Origin of the sequence: Limnothrix sp. FACHB-1083 (assembly GCF_014696485.1) — a bacterium.
GTDB lineage: Bacteria > Cyanobacteriota > Cyanobacteriia > CACIAM-69d > CACIAM-69d > CACIAM-69d.
The window spans coordinates 62730-80924 of record NZ_JACJQD010000015.1; the positions used below are offsets into that span (position 1 = coordinate 62730).

Below are 18195 nucleotides of genomic sequence, written 5' to 3' on the forward strand. Positions count from 1 at the left end.
CTTACAGCCTTTACCTAAAATAATTGGCACGCCATGTCGCAGATGCCATAAAGCAATGGTTCGGTGGGCAGTGCCTACCCTACGGGCTTACTGTGCTTAGGAAGTGAGGTAAGGGCCGTCATTCAAGGCATCAATCGCATTCCGCGATCGGGGAAGGAGCCGCCGCCGTAATACCCACAGATGGGGATTCCGGTTCCACTTCAGGCAGAGATTTCACAGCCCCGGGGGTGGGATCTTGGGCCCGCAAATTCGCCAAGGCTTCCTTGAGCAACACAGCCATGGGCACGGCCACCACCACGCCCAACAGGCCGCCCACACGCACGCCAGTTAGGATGGCCACAAACACCCAAAAGGGGTTCAGGCCCGTCACACTGCCCAACACCCGAGGAGCCACCAGGTTTTCCACCACTTGCTGCACAATCAGGGCCGCGGCCAAGGCTTGCAGGGCCAGGCCAATATCTTGGAGGGCAATCAGGGAGATGACCGTGCCAATGCCCACGGAGCCGCCAAAGGGAACCAGGGCCATCAACCCGATGGTTAGGCCAAAGAGCAGGCCAAAGGGAATTTTGAGCAACACAAACATGGTGGTTAGCCCCAGGCCCAAGCAGGTGGCCGTGAGGATTTGCCCAATGAAGTAGTTTTGGAAGCTCGATCGCAGGGTGCGGGAAAAGGGCTGCTGAACCCGATCGGGTAGCCAAGCAATCAAGCTCTCCCAAATTTCTTCGCTGTGTTGCAGCAAATAGAAGGTGAGGACGATGGTTAGCACCACATCCAACAACCGAACCACCGTCACCACCGTGACATTCAGGGCCAAGTTGAGGGTGCGGCCGGCAATGCTTTGGAGTTCGGTTTTGAGGCGATCGTTGAGCTGGGAAATCACCCCATCTAAGCTGATGGGCAAACCAAACAAGTCGGCTCGCTCATTCAGCATCATGAGTTGGCGCTGGCCCGAGTCAATCCATTCCGGCAGCCGCGCCACCAATTGTTGCGCCTGGGCCACCACCAGCGGAACCAGGGTCACGCCCACACCAATGACGATCGACAGGGCCACCAAAAACACCACTACGGCGGCCAGCCCTCGCTTCACCCCTTTGGCCGCTAGCCAGTTGACGGGATAGTTCAGCAAAAAGGCCAGCAAAGCCGTGACCAACAACACCCCCAGCAATGATTGGAAGTAGCCAAAAATCGTGGCCAAGGCCCAGGCATTGAGCACGGTCAGGGGAGCAGCCAGGGCAAAGAATAGAAACCGTGATAGCGGCGAGAGCGATTCCCACCATTGAACCAGCTTGCTTGCGGGAAGTGGCTCAGTGTTGCTCATGCGGGCGCGGCTCCTGCGCTGAGTTAGCAATGGTTTTCCCATTATCGCCAACTTGGGCGGGAAGCAACCCTTCTTTGGGACAAAACTTTTGCAAAGGAGGCGATCGGGGCGGTGGAAGGGGGTCAAGGGCTAGGGCGATCGCTTGGGAGGATTGCCATAGCGGGCGATCGCTTGCGATGTTGCCACATCTTCACGCCCGTCCAAAACAGGGCGATCGGGGACAGGCCCACCAGCACATAGAGCCAGCGCGTCCACAAACCACCAAACGTACCAAAGTGCAGCGGCCCGAAGCTGTTCAAGATTCGATCGCCCAAGGCCGCCTGCCGACTGTCATTCACCCGCAGCACCTGACCGCTGTAGGCATCCAGAATCACATTGCTCTGGCCGTAGGAACTGGGTTCGTGGGTTTGGCGCTTGCCAATCCGCACCACCCCATCCGGCGTTCTGGGCAGTGCGATAAACGTTGTGGCAGCTCCGGGTAATGCTTGGTTCGATCGCGCCAACAGTTCCGACAAAGGCAAGGATTTTTGATTGGGCAACACCTTGGATTGCCAAACCGGCTCCGCAGGGGTGAAGGTAATCGCTTTGATCACCGCTGTTGATTGGGCATAGAAATTCCAGCAAAACCCCGTGAATCCGGTCAGCACTAAAAAAACAGCAGCAATGATACCCACAACCTTGTGAAGATCAAAATTCAGTCGCTTCGGGTGAGCATCCCACTTAATTTTGAAACCCGCTGCCAACCGTCGCCAACCGGGCCAAAGTGCAATGCCAGTGATCCCCAAAATGGTCATGAAAAACCCTGAAATACCAACAATAATCAGCCCCGTTGTGCCGGACAACAACTGATAATGCAGTCGCAAAATCCAGTTCATCCAGCTATCTTGCTCTGAGAGGGTTCCTAGCACCTTTCCACTATGAGGATGGATAAAAAGCTGGATCAGTTGATCACCTTTCCAGAGACGAACTTGGTAAGGTTGACCGGGATGTTGGGGAAACAAAATGCCATTAATGCTGGAGCCCGGTAACTGTTGGGCAAAGGCTTGGGCAGCGTTGGACACTTGGTCAATGCTGACGAGGGTTGATTGGGGGGCGATCGCGCCGAATTTTTCAACGACCAGCCGATCTTGCAACTCATGGGAAAACACCAACAGGCTCCCCGTCACCCCCACAACGATCAGAATCAACCCAACAACTAAGCCCAAGTAGCGATGCAGCGGAAACAGGATCGATCGAATCTGGCGAGCTTGCATAGTCCTCTCGGATTCCAACCCAGTTGAAAAACCAATTTTGAAAATCTACTTGAGGATGAAAATGCCGTAATCGGCCACGACATCGCCCACCGTGAGGCGATCGACCCCTTGCACGATCGCCACCAAATCGCCACTTTTAGTTGAAATGCGCAGGGTTTTATCCTGAGGTTTTAGGCTGTAATCTTCCGGTTTTCCTGCGAGCAAAATCGTGTCCTCGCCGGGTTTGAAATTATCAATTTGGGCGTAGTCAGCATCGCCTTTGCCCACATAAAAAGGCTCGGACTTGGGATTAGCCGGGGTGATCAAACTGCCCACAATAAATTCATCTTCGGAGCCAGGTTGACCGACCAGGCGATCGACCTCCCCTTGGCCCAAAGTTTTGGGGCGAATCGGCAACTCGCCGCCCTTGCCGGTCACAATCTCAAAGGCCACGCCCGAGATATGAGGGTGATGCCCAAATCCGGAAATGGTATCGTTGCCGCCTGTGCCCATAAAAAAGCCCGCGATCGCCTCGCCGTTGGCATCTTTCCCAGACTGGCCAACCGCTTGATAATGGGCGAGTGGGGAAGCAAATTTTCCGGCCTTTACTTGTTCGTTGACTTCGGGATAGGCCAAGGCGTAAAGGGCTTCATCAAAATGCTTGGCACTCGGATCAACCGAGGCGATCGGGCTGCTGCTGGGGGTGGTTACTGGTGCGTTATTGCTGACCGTGGATTGGTTGGTTGATCCCGATTGGCAAGCGGTGATCAAGCTCAGACTCAGCAGGGCGATCGCGTAGGTTTTATGCATGATCCTGGTTGGATTTGAAGAATGTTTTGAGTCGTGGTTGAAATGCGGGTTCAAGCATGAGTGATGGCTGGCAAAGGGGCGATGGCGAAACCGCAATTAGCCCCAGCGTTGATACCCAAAACTAGAACCGGATGGAAGCCGATCCAGTGACCGTGAAAGGTGTGCCCACTTCTAGACCGGTGTTGCTTCCTACTGTGGATTTGATGTAGGTTTCATCGGTGAAATTCCGGAAATTCAAGGCAAAACGATAGTTATCTCGCTGATAGAAAATGGCAGCATTGCCGATGAAGTAGTCCCCAATTTTGTAGTCGTTGGCGAGGTTACCGTAGCGATCGCTCGCATATTCAAAACCCACCCCAAAGCCCAATCCCTTGAGAGAACCCGACTGAATTTCATAGGTTGTCCAAAGGGTGGCTTTATGCTCAGGAATGCCATACAGTCGATTCCCAATCAGAGACTCGTTGGTATCCTCAGTAACTTCGCTGTCGATATAGGCGTAGGATCCCAAAATCTTCCAACCGGGCAATAGTTCACCAATCAAGTCAAACTCAATGCCGCGATTGCGTTGCTCTCCTGAAGAAACCGAAAAGAGGAGATTATCGGGATCGGTCACCGGCACATTTTGCTTGGTGATATCGAAGTATGTGAGGGTGGCCAGGAGGCGGCGATCGAACAATTCAGTCTTCACGCCCACTTCAAATCCTTCACCTTCTTCGGGCTTCAAGATTGAACCATCCGCGCCAGTCGAAGTTGTGGGGCGAAATGACTGGGAATAGTTGGCAAATAGTGATAGTTCGGGAATGGGACGATACAGAATTCCGAGGCGAGGTGTCCAAGAGTTGAGTTCGGTATTGTTGCCCTCTCGGCGACCCAATTGATCTTCTGTTTCAATGCCGATCGTGTCATAGCGCAGACCAGCCACCACGATCAGATTATCGGTGAGGTTAATCTGGTCTTGAAGATAAAATCCGAGACGATTGGCCGTGGTCAGGTCATCATTAAACGGTGGCAATGAGGAGCGATCGGGACGAACCACCGCATCATAATTGCGATCAAAAATGTTGATGATTGACGGTTTTGAGCGATCAAACAGCGTAGCAATTCGCGATTCACTGCGATTTAGATCAAGACCAATGGTGGCTTGGTGGGCGATCGATCCTGTTTTGAAATTACCCACAAGACTGGTTTGCAAGGTGTAGGATTTATCCTCACCATCTTGATCAGCATAAAAACGAGTGACCCGAGGGCCGTTGGCAGTCAACGGTAGCGCCACCACGCTGTAGTCATAGTCATAGCTGATGTAGCGGAAGCCGTTGCGAATTTTCCAGTTATCGCTAAAACGATGCTCGAATTGATAACCGGTGCTGAAATAGTCTGTTGTAATGGAGTCCTCAGGATCCGTAATAATCAACTCGCGATCGACTGGCGCAACCCCATCTTCAAATCGGCTCAGACCAAAATCAGACGGTGCTTTTTGATGAATGTATTCCAGGTTGAGCGATAAATCCGTTTGATCGCTGATTTTCCAAGCCAGAGCAGGCGCGATCGAAAAGCGATTGGTGTCGGTTTCAAAGTCGCGGAAAGGCGCTTGATGGAGATAGGAACTGTTGAGCCGATAGCGCAAGCTGCCATCAGCAGTCAGAGGCCCCCCAAAGTCAATCCGAGGACGCACCAACTCATTAGTACCGCCTTGCAGTTCAACTTCGTAAAAAGGCTCAGCTAGGGGCTGCTTGGAGACCAGGTTAATAATGCCGCCCGGTTCAATTTGCCCATACAAAATCGAAGCGGGTCCCTTCAACACTTCAATTTGTTCAAGGTTGGCCACTTCCGGAATGGCTTGAAAAGAACCATACAGCCGATAGCCGTCGCGCAAAACTGATACGGTGGCGGGATATTGGTTACCAAATCCGCGAATGCTCACCGTCGCTTCCCGGCTGCTGTTGCTCCCGGCATAGGACACGCCACTGACATTGGTGAGCGCGTCTTCAACGTTGATCACCTGCTGATTGCGCAAGACGGCTTGGGGAATCACCTGCACTGAGAAAGGCGTTTCCAGAATGGGGGTGTCTGTGCCGGTGGCGCTGGAAGCATTGGGAACTCGGTAACTGGGCGATCGCTGCCCCGTGACGACCAATTCTTCTTCGGGCGCATTGGCATCTACGTTCAGGCTGTAGGCCAAATCACCCGTGGCCAAGGTCACGTCCTGGGTGGGCAAACCGTTGCGACCCGTCACCACCACTTGAATTCGATCGGGCGCAATCTGCCAAACCCGCACCGCAGCCACTTCAGCGGTGGGGTCAGCTTGGCTGAACTCCGCGCCCTCCGGTAGCGCCAAGCTGGCGTTGCTGATTTCGGCGATCAGTTGGTTGCCTTCGGTCCGAAACTGGTTCGCATCAATCAGCAAGGACTGACCGGCCGGGGTTTCCAGAGCAATTTCCAGCTCATCAGCCAGGGGCGTGATCACCACCCGGGTGACGGTGGCCGGGCGATCGGCTTGGGCCAACCAGGATTCCACCGAAGTGGCGGGAGCGTTGCTGCGGAATCGATCGAGCGGCTCGGGCGGCCCTGATTCGGCCCCGGCGGGAGCAGCCAGCGCCCCGATCGCCACCAACAAAACAGACAGAGACAGAGGAGATGCAGCGTTCATGGGGTGATGTTCTAAGGGACTTTAAGTTGTAATCGAGGAAAATTGCTCGGACATTGAACTGGTTAAAATCGGGGATGATATCAACACAATGATTGGAATCATTTCCTACGAAATTTAGAACCGAATTGAAGCTGATCCTGTGACTGTGAAGGGTGAACCCACTTCAATACCACCCTCATTTCCAGTGGCTCCTTTGATGTAGTTTTCATCAGTGAAGTTGCGGAAATTCAAAGCAAAGCGATAGTTATCTCTCTGATAGAAAATTGCTGCATTGCCAATCAGATAGTCACCCAATCGATAGTCATTGGCTAAGTTTCCATAGCGATCGCTCGCATATTCAAAGCCCACCCCAAAGCCCAATCCTTTGAAGGAACCGGACTGAATTTCATAGCTTGTCCAGAGAGTAGCTTTATGCTTTGCCAGCCCAGCCGGTCGATTACCAATTAAGGCCTCATTGGTATCTTCAGTAACTTCGCCATCGATGTAGGCATAGGAACCCAAAATTTTCCAACCGGGTAAGGGTTCCCCGATCACATCCAGCTCGATTCCTCGGTTACGTTGCTCACCGGAAGCAACAGAAAAGAGGGGATTTTCGGGATCTGAAACCGCAACGTTTTGCTTGGCAATGTCGAAGTAAGTGAGGGTGGCAAGCAGGCGACGATCGAACAATTCGGCCTTCACACCCACTTCAAATCCTTCGCCCTCTTCCGGGGGCAAAATTGCACCACTGGAACTGGTGGCCGTCGTGGGACGAAAGGATTGGGAATAGCTAGCAAAGAGGGCTAATTCGGGAATGGGCTGATATAAAATCCCGAGGCGTGGTGTCCAAGCATCCGCGTTAAAACTGCTGCTTTCATCGGTCAATTTTTGATCGGTTTTGCTATCGATCGTGTCGTAGCGCAACCCGGCAATAATCATCAAGTTATCGGTTAGCTTGATCTGATCTTGCAGGTAAATTCCTAGGCGAGTGGTGGTTGTAATGTCATCTTGAAAGGGCGGCAAATCCGAGCGATCGGGCTTGGGAACTCGCTCATATTCCGGATTAAAAATGTTGATCGTGCTCGGATTAGCCGTATCAAACAAAGTCTCGATCGCGAACTCGCTGTAGTTGAGATCGAGACCGATTGTTGCTTGGTGTTCTAGGGAACCAGTCTTGAAGTTTCCAATGACACTAGTTTGCGCGGTATAAGAGCGGTCATCCCCATCTTGATCAGCATAAAAGCGAGTGATCTCCGCATCATTCACGATGATCGGCAAGGCGATAACACTGTAGTCATAGGTGTAGTTGATGTAGCGGAAGCCATTGCGAATTTTCCAGTTGTCACTAAAGCGGTGCTCAAATTGATACCCGGTATTCAAGTATTCAGTGGTAATTGAATCATCGGGATTATTGATCACAAATTCCCGAGAAACGGGAGCAACACCATCCCCAAAGCGGCTAATGCCAAAGTCTGCCGGCCCTTTTTGGTGGATATATTCCAGATTGAAAGACAAGTCAGTCTGATCGCTGATTCGCCAAGCTAAAACCGGCGCGATCGCAAAGCGGTTGATATCCGTATCAAAGTCCCGAAAAGGCGATTGATGCTGATAGAGAGCATTCAGTCGATAGCGCAGACTGCCATCACTGGTTAAGGGGCCGCTGAAATCAATGCGGGGGCGCACTAAAGCATCGCTGCCAGCCTGGAATTCTGCTTCATAAAAAGGTTGATCAAGCGGTTGCTTGGAAACCAGGTTAATGATGCCGCCCGGTTCAATTTGTCCATAAAGAATCGAAGACGGCCCCTTCAATACTTCAATTTGTTCCAGGTTGGCCACTTCCGGAATGGCTTGAAAGCCCCCATAAATGCGATATCCATCTCGCAACAACGGGGCCCCAGTGGAAAATTGATTGCCGAATCCGCGAATGCTGAAACTGGCTTCCCGGCTGCCATTACTGCCGGCAAAAGCCACGCCACTCACGTTGTTCAGCGCATCTTCAATATTGATCACCTGCTGATCGCGGAGGACGGCTTGGGGAATTACCTGCACCGAGAAAGGCGTTTCCAGAATGGGGGTGTCTGTGCCGGTGGCGCTGGAGGCATTGGGAACTCGGTAACTGGGCGATCGCTGCCCCGTCACCACCAATTCTTCTTCGGGTGCGTTGGCATCCACGTTCAGGCTGTAGGCCAAATCACCCGTGGCCAAGGTCACGTCCTGGGTGGGCAAACCTTTGCGCCCTGTGACCACCACTTGGATTCGATCGGGCGCAATCTGCCAAACCCGCACCGCAGCCACTTCAGCGGTGGGGTTAGCTTGGTTGAACTCCGCGCCCTCCGGTAGCGCCAAGCTGGCGTTGCTGATCTCGGCGATCAGTTGGTTGCCCTCAGCCCGGAACTGGTTCGCATCAATCAATAACGACTGACCGGCTGGGGTTTCCAGGGCAATTTCCAGCTCGTCGGGCAGGGGCGTGACCACCACGCGAGTGACGGTGGCGGGGCGATCGGCTTGGGCCAGCCAGGACTCCACCGAAGTGGCGGGGGCGTTGCTGCGGAATCGATCGAGCGGCTCCAGCGGCACTGACTCAGCCCCAGCGGGAGCAGCCAGCGCCCCGATCGCCACCAACAAAACCGACAAAGAGAGGGGAGATGCAGATTTCATGGGGGTTTCCTAAAAACAAACTCAAAACGGGCAAACCCTTGAGCCAGCACGATCGCACCCGAATTCTGCCCAGCGCGATCGAGAATCACGCCGAAGTAACGGTGGATCCGGGATAGGGCATCAGTGGTGTTCGATCGCGCTAGTCGGCGGGACTGCTGGCGGGGGCGGGTTCCGGAGCGCTGGGGGCCACGGGCGCGGGCGCGGGGGCCGCCTGGACGGGCGGGGGCGATCGCCGTGGCCGAGGCGATCGGGTCGGGCGCGGACTGCGGCGGGCCGGCGCGGCCGGGGCCTCGGCGGCGGGACTGCGGGCCGGTGGCTCCGCTGGGGCCACGGGCGATCGGGCAGGGGCGGGGGCCACCACTGCGGGGCGGGCCGGTTCCGGAGCTGCCGGCCGGCTGGGACTCGGATCGCTGGTGTTGCTGGGCGCAGTGGAGCGATTGGGGCGCGGTTCCCGATCAGCGGGAGCCGGGGCGGCAGGTGCGGCCGCTGGGGAAGAGGCCGCGGGTGCGGGGCTGGCCGGTTGTTCCGCCGTGCGTTCTGGGGCCCGTTCCGTGGGGCGATCGGCTGTGGGGGCAGGCTGTTCCGTGGGGCGATCGGCGGCCCGTTGCCGTTCCGCCTGTTCTGCGGCCTGGCGACGCTCGGTCTCTTCGCGACGACGGGCCTCGTTGGCCCGCTGGAACCGCGATCCCTCCTCTTCGTAGGTGACGCGCATGGGGCGGCGCAGGCCCCCTTCGGGCACGGTTTGCGGGTCAAAGCGCCATTGCCGCATCGCTTCTAGGGTTTCGCGATCGACCGCTGGGTTGCCGCTGGATTGGCGCAACCGCACCTCCACGCTGCCATCGGGACGAATCCGCAGATCCACACGGGGGCTGGCTTCCGTGCCCCGATAGCGCGGTAGGGGACAACTCACGCATTGGGGCTGGCCGGGCGATCGCGCGGGGGCGGGCGACGGACTCGGCGGCGGGCTGGTCACGGGCGGCCCCTCCAGCGTGCCGGCCGGTTCCCCATCGCTCGATCCCGTGCCCTCGGGATCACCATCCGGTGCGCCCGAGGTGAATCCGGTGGCTTGGCTGGCATTGCCGAACCCGTTCCCTGTACCGTTGGGATCGCTAATTGGGCCAGTGCCCGTGGCCATGGCTGGCGCGTCTCCCGTGGGGCTAGTGCCGGGAGCGATCGGGTCGCGATCGCCCGTGGGATTGGGGTTGCGGGTGGGCGCATCTTCGCCCGCTTTCAAGGGAGCCTGACTCTGGGGAGCCAACGGAACCCGATCGCGCTGTGGATTGGTCACGGGGTCGGTCGGAGGGGGCGTGGCCAAGGGTTCCGACGGGCGATCGGGCGTGAGGTTGGAAATGGTCACTTCCATTTCGCTATCGGTGGTGACCGGGCGATCACTCCACCAGTTGCGGACTTGCCACCCCCAGGCCAACCCATGCAGGGCGATCGACCCGCAAACGCTGCCAAACAGAAACCGTTTCAGCCACCGAGATTCTTTTTGGCGCTGCTGACCAATCAGTTGCGAGCTGTCCATAGGCGGATTTAAACCATCAAGCTATCGGGCAAAAACAGGTGAGCAATTCCTTAGGGCTGGGTGGGTTTTTGGGTAGCGATCGCCAGTTTGGCCCCCTCCACTTGGCGCACCCGATCCATCACCGCCACCACCCGATCGTGCGTCACAGAACCATCAGCATTCAGGACAATTGTTAAATCCTGTCCCGATTGTTGAAGCCCTCGAATGGCTGTGCTTAGAGACTCGATCGCCACGGGGGTTTTGTTCAGAAATAAACCACCTTGGGGATCGAGTGTCACCGTGGCTCGAATCACCTTTTGGGGCTTGGCTGACTGGGCTTTTGGCAAGTTCACCGCCAACCCTTCAAATCGCCCCAAAAAGAGCGTAGACATAATAAAAAAGGTCAAAATTGCAAAGATCACATCGATCATCGGCACAATTTCAATCCGAGGCGGTAAATCCGGTTCATCAATGGTTCGCCTGCGCATAGGTTGCTCCCCCCGCTTGTTTAGCTTGCATTTTTTTCAAATAGCGCCGATGCCGCAATTCCAGTTCCGCTGAATATTCTTGAATTAGGGCAATTTGTCGGAGATAAAAGCCTCGGAACGTGTTAGCAAAAAACAGCGTGAACAACGCCACCACCAAACCAAATGCCGTAGAAACCAAGGCTTCGCTAATTCCTGAGGTGACTGCGGTGGTTTTTGCACCGCCCACATCGCCCAAATTCAGGGAGCTAAAGGATTGAATCAAGCCCAACACCGTCCCCAACAATCCCAACAACGGCGACAGGGTGATGATCGTGTCAAAAATGTTGTTAAAGCGCTTTAAAACCGGAATCTCAGCTTGGGTTGCCCCATCGATCGCCAGGGCAATTTCATCGGGTTCAGCCTCATCCAAGGAAGCCGCTGCTAGGAAAATGCGCCCCAAGGGTAAATCCAAATTGCGCTTGAGTTTTTCCACCGCCAGCAGCGGATCAAATTCATAGAGATCCAGCACTTCCCGAATTGCTTTGGTTTGCCGGCGATTCACCCGAAACCAGAACACCACACGCTCAATGATCAGAGCGATCGCCAACACCGAAAACAACGTGAGGGGAACCGCAACTGCTCCCGCCGCCACCAAAATTTCACCCAATTTTTGCATCGTTCCTTCACCCACCTGATTAACGAATTGCTTGCAAATTTTGCAAAAAATGCCAATAAATGCTCATTTAATGCTCATCAATGAATGGTTCATTTTTGATTTTCAAGGAGATTTTTCAAAAATTTATTCTGAGATGCTTGTCAAACCGAAACAGCAATGAAAACAAAAGGTTCAAGTTTCTTACTGGTTCTTGTTGGTCACGGCGGCTGGAGGCAAATGGATCAAGCTTGATGTTTCAGACGTTTTTTATTCTGAGCTGACGTTTCTACTGTTCAAGCGCCCTTGGTCATGGGTTTGCCAGTCATCAAATTTCAGTCCACGAGCCGCGCCAATTCCCTCGCGCCAGCCAGCGTGACGGTGGAGCGCCACCGCCGAACCTCTCAGTTGAGAACTACTTTCAATTAATTGGCGAGATGATCTTACGGTGCTGCGACCTCAGAACGGGGGACTAAAGTTTGCTGAAACGGAATTTTTCTTTGGCGAAACGGAATTTTTAGTGAAATTGGGGTCAAGGGGCGATCGCGCGGCATTCCCTTGATCGCCCCTTGACCCTTGGCCGGCCATCAGTTTCAGCCTTGTCGCTGGAACGATCGGGGACTGAGGCCAAATTTTTTGCGAAATGCCGTACTGAAAGCGCAAAGGTTGGTGTAGCCCACTCGCCGGGCCACTTCCGTCACAGACCACTGGCGATCGAGCAACCAACGGCGGGCTTGCTCCATGCGGTAATCGTGTAAATAGCCAAAGACGGTTTTGCCAAACACCTGCTTAAACTGCCGCTTCAGGGTGCAGTCATTTAGCCCCACTTGTCGCGCCAAATCCGTCAAGGATGGGGGAGTTTGGAACCGTTGCAGCAAAATATCCCGCGCTTGGTAAATCCGATCGAGGTCAGATCCCTTCAGGGGCAGCGAGCGATCGGCGATGGGTCGATCGGCTCCCCCTTGGTCTTCCGCTTGAGCTAACCACAGGGTCAACAGTTCCACAAACTTACTTTCCAAATACATCTGCCTCATCGCGCCGTGGTGGGGGCAATGGAGCATCTGTTGCAGCACCACTTGCATCGCAGGCGTGATTAGGGTCCATGGATCGGTGGAATCGGGAGAATCTTGGAAATCGGGGGAATCTTGGGAATTGAAGGGGTGGGCCATCTGGCGGCTGGCTTGCCACAAGTCCCGCCAGTCACCGTCAGAGATGCCAGGAGCCATGTCAGATAAGTGATTTTTGGTGAAATTTAGGAATGGAATTATTAGGAATTGCTAGCAGTTTCAAAAGTTGGCATTTATTTTAAATGCAAATGACTTTCAAAAAGTGTCGCAGTCAACAACCGGATGCACCCGATCAGGGGAGCGGGGTTGCGGCGGAAACAGGGGAAAGGCGGCAGAACGGCGGGAGATTGGGGCGATCGAGCAGTTCTAGGTTGGCGCTGGATTGGCGCTCTGGGTTAACCCTCGGTCAACAGGTGGTTGACGGCCGTTTGGAAGCGATCGAACGGAATCCAAATCCCATCAGCCCCGGGATCCGAGAAGCGATAGTTCAAAATCGCCTCCGGATCGGGATAGTGATCTAGGGGTTCACCCACCAGGTGATAGTGCGCTAGGCCAATCAGGTCGGCAATTTCCCAGAAGTAGCTGGGCACATAGCGCGGTGAAAACAGTTCCAGGACGATCGTGCCCGGTTGGCAAAAAACCAGATTGGTGAGGCCAGCTCCGTGGGGCGCAATCACCACCTTGGCTTGGGCCAAGAGGGAAACCTGTTGGGCAAAGGACAGACTTTCCAGCAGCACGATTTTGAATCCATGCTGACGCACCAGCCAATCACTGAGTTGGCGATCGTCCACGACGCGGCGATATTTGGCCCAATCACGACTGATATAGAGCCGATCGTGCGGGGCCATGGACTGGATAATGGCGGGTCGCAAAAACAGTTGCCGCAGGGTGTCGCAAATCCAAGGCGTGGCCCGATCGACCCGAGAAGGTACCACCAACCGATCGGCCACAATATGGCGATCGTCTGGATTGCTAATAATCAGCTTTTGGGGCGGAATGCCCAACAGTTCCAAGGTTTCCGTTTGGTAGCGATATTCCTGCTCATTCACCGCCACATAGTCAAACTGATCCAACGTCCAGCCCGCATCGGCCAACAGCCGCAACCGCGACAGGAGATTCAGCAACCAGTGACAAAACATTGACCCCCCGGCCACCGACAACAGGGCCACGGTTCCCGCCACCCGGCGCGGCGGCGGCAATTGCTCCGACAGGGCCACCAACTCCACACTCCCGAGGGAGAGTTCCTGAACCAATGCGCCCGTTTCGGTAAAAATGGCGCTGGTGTAATGATCCGTCCAGGCTCGGCCCTGGGGCAAGGTGACCACAAAGGTGGGATCAACTTCGTATTCAGTGGCGCAAAGGTCGGGATGGGGCGGCTCTCCGAGGGGCGATCGGGAGGCCCTGAGCTGCACCCGATCGGCCGGGTCGATCGGGCAATAATCCAAGGTGGCGGCGGGCAATTCCTGGGGCACTTGCTGGCGATCGGCCAGCACCAGGGAGCGCGGAACCCACTTGCGCCCACAGGACAGGGCATCCTCGAAGCGGCCAGCCCGTTGGAGCAACCGAAACAGGTGATCGTAGGGTCGGCGGTAGGTGGGGTTGCGATACAAGGCCTGAAGATAGGCGGCCAGGGCCCGATCGACCCGCTCCGGTTCCAAGGCTGGGTCGGGACAGTCTCGCCACCAATCGCCCAGGGCCGTCCAAGCCGTCAGGGAGTTGTGATCAAGGGCGATCGCCTCCTCCAAGGCCAGGCGGGCCCCCAACCAACAGTCCCGATCGCGCAGCCACAAGGCCAGTTGGTGATGGGCATGGGCTTGCTGCTCGATCGCGCAGGTTGGCAGCAGGTGATATTCCTGGTAGGCCAAGTCCGCGTCTTCCCAGCCGGCACAAAGAGCCTGATGCAAAAACGCCCACAGGGCCGGCACTCGTCGCCCCAACAGTGCCAGCGCGGCTCCCAGTTGGCCATAGCACACCGCTGCTTCTGGCCCGATCGGTTGCTGGCGCAGGACCGATCGCAACTCAGCCACCCTGGCCAGGGCCGCTGGCTGCGGATCAAGATCAACCGAAGACCAGGAAACTGGGAGTTGGGAAGGCGACAAGCTCAAAATCAAAACCCTCGATCGCGCGATCGGCTGTGGGGGATGCCCGTTCACCCAAACCATGCCCCAGGGCCGACTCATGCCTTGGGCATTCCTAACGGGTTGCTTCAGCGCATATTTCCGCTTCAAGACCGAGGGGATGGACACATCATCCAAGGCGTGAGTCAGGAAACCGGCTTGGGCTTATCTATTGGCTATAAGTCTATTGGCTACAAGATTATGCAGGAAAAACTATGCAGGAAAAACACGGCGGTCGTCGCCGCGATCGAACCCCGTTAGGATTTTGTAGTGTTCAAAGTATCTAAATCTTGAGCACCCAATTCTCGACACCCAATCTTCAACACTAATCCTCGCTCAGACACCAAACCAAAAAGGCCAATCCCCCAACGGCCGCCAACCAACCGGGCAACGGCAACACCCAACCCACCCAGCCGCGCACAACGGCCACAAAAGCCCCCACCACAGTCCAGTCCAAAAACAGCAGCAGGGCCACCGCCCCGATCGCCCCCAAAATTAACGGCATCTTTGTCTCCGTGGAACTGCCACAGTCGGATCAAAAATAGGTCGAAACGGCGGGCCAAGGTCGCACCGCTGAGAATAGGTTGAATAGTACCCATTCAGCTTGCGATTGGAGACCTTGAACCGTGAAACCTGCCCTGATTTTGACCTTAGGTTGTGCCATGGTGAGCTGCTGGGCCACCCGCGCGATCGCCCAGACTTCCATTGATGGGGACTTGACCCTTTCCAACGGCAACCCCAAAGGTTCCCTCACCGGCACGGCGATCGGCTCCCATGACTTGCCCTCCACTGTTCTGGGGCGATCGACCGACCAGGTGGGCCACGATTGCCTCGGCTTCAGCTCCCTGAGTCCCAATCACCGCCTGACCCTGCAAACCCCGATCGCCAACTTGACCCTCAGCGTCAACAGCGGCCAAGACGACACCACCTTGGCCGTGCGCGGCCCCAATGGGCTGCTCCTGTGTGGCGATGACACCGTGGGCACGGCTTCCGCCCAAGTGACCGCCCCCCAGTGGCCGGCTGGCACCTACGAGGTTTGGGTTGGAACCTTCAAACCCGGGATGCGCAGCCCCTACCGGTTAACGGCAGAGTGAGTGCATTTTTAGGGCATCTCTGGGGCATCTCTGGGGCATCTTCCGCGCAAATCTGCACAAATCTATGGAAACCCCGATCGTTCTCTCCGCTTTTCCCCCTCATCGCCTAGGGTAAAACTGGCCCCAGTCCCCCGGTTTGGTTAACTTGAAGCCCAAAATTGGATCCCAAATTCCTGCAATCCTCCCAGACTCCCACCCCGTACTCCATAGACGGCAAGCTCGGTTCGGCCGTATTCTAAGAAGCTGTGAAAAAATACTCAGTTTTTCCGCTTAACAAATCCCCCTAATCTCGTCTGCCGATCCATGGTTGTCACCGAAGATTTGACCAGTTCCCCGCCGCCCCCGCAACCGTCCCCCTTCACGATCACAACCCCCCTCTATTACGTCAACGCATTACCCCACATCGGTAGTGCCTACACCACGATGGCGGTGGATGCGGTGGGCCGTTTTTATCGGTTACAGGGGCACCCGGTGCTAATGATTACCGGCACCGATGAGCATGGCCAAAAAATCGAACGGACAGCCCAGGAACGCAACAAAAACCCTCAGGAACACTGTGATGAAATTGTCCAGGGTTTCGCCGATCTCTGGCAAAAGCTGAATATCCGTTACGATCGCTTCATTCGGACAACGGACGAGCGGCATCGTGCCATTGTGGTGGAATTTTTTGAGCGCGTTTGGGCTGCGGGGGACATTTATTCTGGAAAGCAACAGGGGTGGTACTGCGTTTCCTGCGAAGAGTTTAAGGAAGAGCGGGAGCTAACGGAGGATCATCATTGCCTGGTGCATCCCAACAAGCAGGCTGAGTGGCGCGATGAGGAAAATTATTTTTTCCGGCTCTCCAAATATCAGACAGCGCTGCAGCAATTTTATGGAGACCATCCGGAATTTATTCAACCGGAAAGTCGCCGCAATGAGGTGTTGGCATTTGTGGAACGGGGGCTGCAAGATTTCTCCATTTCACGGGTCAATATTGACTGGGGATTCGCGCTGCCCAATGATCCCAAGCACACGCTTTATGTCTGGTTTGATGCGCTGTTGGGCTACGTGACGGCACTGTTAGAACCCGGTGAAGCCCCGACGCTGGAGAATGCCCTGAAGCATTGGTGGCCGATCAGTACCCACGTGATTGGTAAGGATATCCTGAGGTTTCATGCCATTTATTGGCCAGCAATGTTAATGTCGGCTGGGTTACCGATTCCCCAACGGTTGTTTGGTCATGGCTTCTTAACGAAAGATGGCCAAAAGATGGGCAAAACGCTGGGGAATACGATCGATCCGGTGGCGTTGATCGATCGTTATGGTAGCGATGCGGTTCGTTACTACTTTCTCAAGGAAATTGAGTTTGGCCGCGATGGGGACTTCAATGAAACGCGGTTTATTAATATCGTGAATGCGGACTTGGCGAATGATTTGGGAAATTTGCTGAACCGAACCCTCAAGATGGCCCACAAGTATTGCGAGGGTCGGGTGCCGTCGGTGACGGTGGCGGAAACGGATCCGTTGCGCCAATTGGGCACGACGTTGGGCGATCGCGCAGGGCGGGCCTATCGGGCCATGGCGCTGCACGAGGCCTGTCAGTCGGTGCTGATGTTGGCTCAAACGGGCAACAAGTACTTAGACGAGCAGGCTCCCTGGACAAAGTTCAAACAGGGAGATCGGGCGGCTGTGGAAGCAATCCTGTATGCGGTGTTGGAGTCGGTGCGGTTGGCGGCCTATTGGCTGTCCCCGATCGTGCCTCAACTGAGCAGCCGGATTTATGGCCAATTGGGGTTTGCGGTGGATTTCGATCGCGTGGATGCGGATCCGTCCCTGCGGGAGCAATTAGGGGGGCATGGCCATTGGGGTGGCCTACCAACAGGGCAAGGGCTGGCGGAACCGCAACCCGTGTTCCAAAAGCTGGAAATGCCGCAGTAACTTGCGAGCACCGATTGCACTGGAATTGACCACCGGAGCGATCGGGTTATCGTGAAGGGAGTTGCTAGAACTCTCCTGAAAAGTCCCGAGCTTTTGATGATCTTTTTCTTTCTTTTTGCTCTTTAAGAACCTTTGAAACCTTTTTCGATGGGCTGGCGATCGAGCGGGTTCCATCTCCTTCTTTAAACGACGAGGCATAACAATCATGAATAGCAACATGGAGCGAGATCCGATCTTTACGCCAGAGCAAGTTCTGGAAAATCGAGGGCGGGTGGCCATCTTTATTGATGGCTCGAATTTGTTCTATGCGGCGCTGCAATTGGGCATTGAAATCGACTACACCAAACTGCTTTGCCGCCTGACCGCCGGATCGCGGCTGTTGCGATCGTTCTTTTACACCGGGGTCGATCGCACCAATGAAAAGCAACAGGGCTTTTTGTTGTGGATGCGCCGCAATGGTTATCGGGTGGTGGCCAAGGACTTGGTGCAACTCCCCGATGGGTCTAAAAAGGCCAACCTCGATGTGGAAATCGCCGTGGACATGATGGCGCTGGTGGGTTCCTATGACACGGCCATTTTGGTCAGTGGCGATGGGGATTTAGCCAGAAGTGTTGAATGACAGATTCAGGTTATAAAAAAGGGGTAAGAAGATGTAATTCTTACCCCAAACAATCAAAAAGTAATACACCAATGTTACGCTCATTCTCTCAAATCGTCAAACCTATTCTCA

The 18195-nt window shown here is 55.2% G+C and carries 14 protein-coding genes and 1 pseudogene; 4 read left to right on the forward strand and 11 right to left on the reverse strand.

The features are described 5' to 3' along the window. Positions 1 to 130: 130 nt before the first annotated feature. The 5 genes from H6F46_RS16700 to H6F46_RS16720 form a co-directional block, all read right to left on the reverse strand. Complete coding sequence (locus tag H6F46_RS16700; protein WP_099534479.1) at positions 131 to 1318, reverse strand: AI-2E family transporter; 1188 nt, start codon at positions 1316 to 1318, stop codon at positions 131 to 133. A gap of 122 nt (positions 1319 to 1440) precedes the next feature. Next, the gene (locus tag H6F46_RS16705) at positions 1441 to 2571 is read right to left on the reverse strand and encodes a PepSY domain-containing protein (protein WP_099534478.1); all 1131 of its coding nucleotides are present in this window, start codon (positions 2569 to 2571) and stop codon (positions 1441 to 1443) included. 45 nt (positions 2572 to 2616) lie between these two features. Next, on the reverse strand, positions 2617 to 3360 hold the full coding sequence (locus tag H6F46_RS16710) for a hypothetical protein (RefSeq protein WP_190355850.1): 744 nt from the start codon (positions 3358 to 3360) through the stop codon (positions 2617 to 2619). Between the two features lie 121 nt (positions 3361 to 3481). After that, entirely contained in the window at positions 3482 to 6007 is a 2526-nt protein-coding gene (locus H6F46_RS16715) for a TonB-dependent siderophore receptor (RefSeq protein ID WP_190355849.1), read from the reverse strand. Positions 6008 to 6121: 114 nt separating this feature from the next. Next, positions 6122 to 8644, reverse strand: coding sequence for a TonB-dependent siderophore receptor (locus H6F46_RS16720; RefSeq protein WP_190355848.1), 2523 nt, complete (start codon positions 8642 to 8644; stop codon positions 6122 to 6124). Between H6F46_RS16720 and H6F46_RS19625 the strand changes: the two genes are divergently transcribed. Continuing rightward, on the forward strand, positions 8632 to 8760 hold the full coding sequence (locus tag H6F46_RS19625; protein ID WP_255509015.1) for a hypothetical protein: 129 nt from the start codon (positions 8632 to 8634) through the stop codon (positions 8758 to 8760). The two genes, H6F46_RS16720 and H6F46_RS19625, sit on opposite strands and share 13 nt — an antisense overlap. Before the next feature lie 23 nt (positions 8761 to 8783). Here H6F46_RS19625 and H6F46_RS19725 read toward each other — a convergent pair whose 3' ends face one another. From H6F46_RS19725 to H6F46_RS16750, 6 genes are all read right to left on the reverse strand, one after another. Beyond that, positions 8784 to 10172 (reverse strand): energy transducer TonB, encoded by a 1389-nt coding sequence (locus H6F46_RS19725; RefSeq protein ID WP_190355847.1) that lies wholly within the window; start codon positions 10170 to 10172, stop codon positions 8784 to 8786. Between the two features lie 50 nt (positions 10173 to 10222). Beyond that, positions 10223 to 10639 carry a biopolymer transporter ExbD gene (locus H6F46_RS16730; RefSeq protein ID WP_099535325.1) on the reverse strand — a complete coding sequence of 139 codons (417 nt, stop codon included), beginning with the start codon at positions 10637 to 10639 and terminating at the stop codon, positions 10223 to 10225. Next, a complete protein-coding gene (locus H6F46_RS16735; RefSeq protein WP_190355846.1) occupies positions 10620 to 11294 on the reverse strand; it encodes a MotA/TolQ/ExbB proton channel family protein in 675 nt (224 codons plus the stop codon). The genes H6F46_RS16730 and H6F46_RS16735 overlap by 20 nt, the downstream gene beginning before the upstream one ends. Before the next feature lie 569 nt (positions 11295 to 11863). Then, positions 11864 to 12496: an AraC family transcriptional regulator gene (locus tag H6F46_RS16740; protein ID WP_190355845.1), complete on the reverse strand. Its 633-nt coding sequence runs from the start codon at positions 12494 to 12496 to the stop codon at positions 11864 to 11866. A 236-nt stretch (positions 12497 to 12732) separates the two neighbouring features. Beyond that, positions 12733 to 14583 carry a glycosyltransferase family 61 protein gene (locus tag H6F46_RS16745; protein ID WP_347278352.1) on the reverse strand — a complete coding sequence of 617 codons (1851 nt, stop codon included), beginning with the start codon at positions 14581 to 14583 and terminating at the stop codon, positions 12733 to 12735. A 196-nt stretch (positions 14584 to 14779) separates the two neighbouring features. After that, a complete protein-coding gene (locus tag H6F46_RS16750; protein ID WP_190355843.1) occupies positions 14780 to 14959 on the reverse strand; it encodes a hypothetical protein in 180 nt (59 codons plus the stop codon). Positions 14960 to 15080: 121 nt separating this feature from the next. On the opposite strand from H6F46_RS16750, the gene H6F46_RS16755 reads away from it, so the two are divergent. The 3 genes and pseudogenes from H6F46_RS16755 to H6F46_RS16765 form a co-directional block, all read left to right on the forward strand. Then, entirely contained in the window at positions 15081 to 15548 is a 468-nt protein-coding gene (locus H6F46_RS16755) for a hypothetical protein (RefSeq protein ID WP_190355842.1), read from the forward strand. A 303-nt stretch (positions 15549 to 15851) separates the two neighbouring features. Further along, entirely contained in the window at positions 15852 to 17465 is a 1614-nt protein-coding gene (gene metG, locus H6F46_RS16760; RefSeq protein WP_190355841.1) for a methionine--tRNA ligase, read from the forward strand. A 205-nt stretch (positions 17466 to 17670) separates the two neighbouring features. Next, positions 17671 to 18081 (forward strand): annotated as a pseudogene (locus H6F46_RS16765) (NYN domain-containing protein); the annotation flags it as partial. Positions 18082 to 18195: the final 114 nt, after the last annotated feature.

Coding starts and splice junctions, on each gene's coding strand:
- H6F46_RS16740 (WP_190355845.1), bottom strand. CDS start 12,496: ATGGCTCCTGGCATCTCTGACGGTGACTGGCGGGACTTGTGGCAAGCC.
- H6F46_RS16720 (WP_190355848.1), bottom strand. CDS start 8,644: ATGAAATCTGCATCTCCCCTCTCTTTGTCGGTTTTGTTGGTGGCGATC.
- H6F46_RS16705 (WP_099534478.1), bottom strand. CDS start 2,571: ATGCAAGCTCGCCAGATTCGATCGATCCTGTTTCCGCTGCATCGCTAC.
- H6F46_RS16735 (WP_190355846.1), bottom strand. CDS start 11,294: ATGCAAAAATTGGGTGAAATTTTGGTGGCGGCGGGAGCAGTTGCGGTT.
- H6F46_RS16750 (WP_190355843.1), bottom strand. CDS start 14,959: ATGCCGTTAATTTTGGGGGCGATCGGGGCGGTGGCCCTGCTGCTGTTT.
- H6F46_RS16730 (WP_099535325.1), bottom strand. CDS start 10,639: ATGCGCAGGCGAACCATTGATGAACCGGATTTACCGCCTCGGATTGAA.
- H6F46_RS16715 (WP_190355849.1), bottom strand. CDS start 6,007: ATGAACGCTGCATCTCCTCTGTCTCTGTCTGTTTTGTTGGTGGCGATC.
- metG (WP_190355841.1), top strand. CDS start 15,852: ATGGTTGTCACCGAAGATTTGACCAGTTCCCCGCCGCCCCCGCAACCG.
- H6F46_RS16710 (WP_190355850.1), bottom strand. CDS start 3,360: ATGCATAAAACCTACGCGATCGCCCTGCTGAGTCTGAGCTTGATCACC.
- H6F46_RS19625 (WP_255509015.1), top strand. CDS start 8,632: ATGCAGATTTCATGGGGGTTTCCTAAAAACAAACTCAAAACGGGCAAA.
- H6F46_RS16700 (WP_099534479.1), bottom strand. CDS start 1,318: ATGAGCAACACTGAGCCACTTCCCGCAAGCAAGCTGGTTCAATGGTGG.
- H6F46_RS19725 (WP_190355847.1), bottom strand. CDS start 10,172: ATGGACAGCTCGCAACTGATTGGTCAGCAGCGCCAAAAAGAATCTCGG.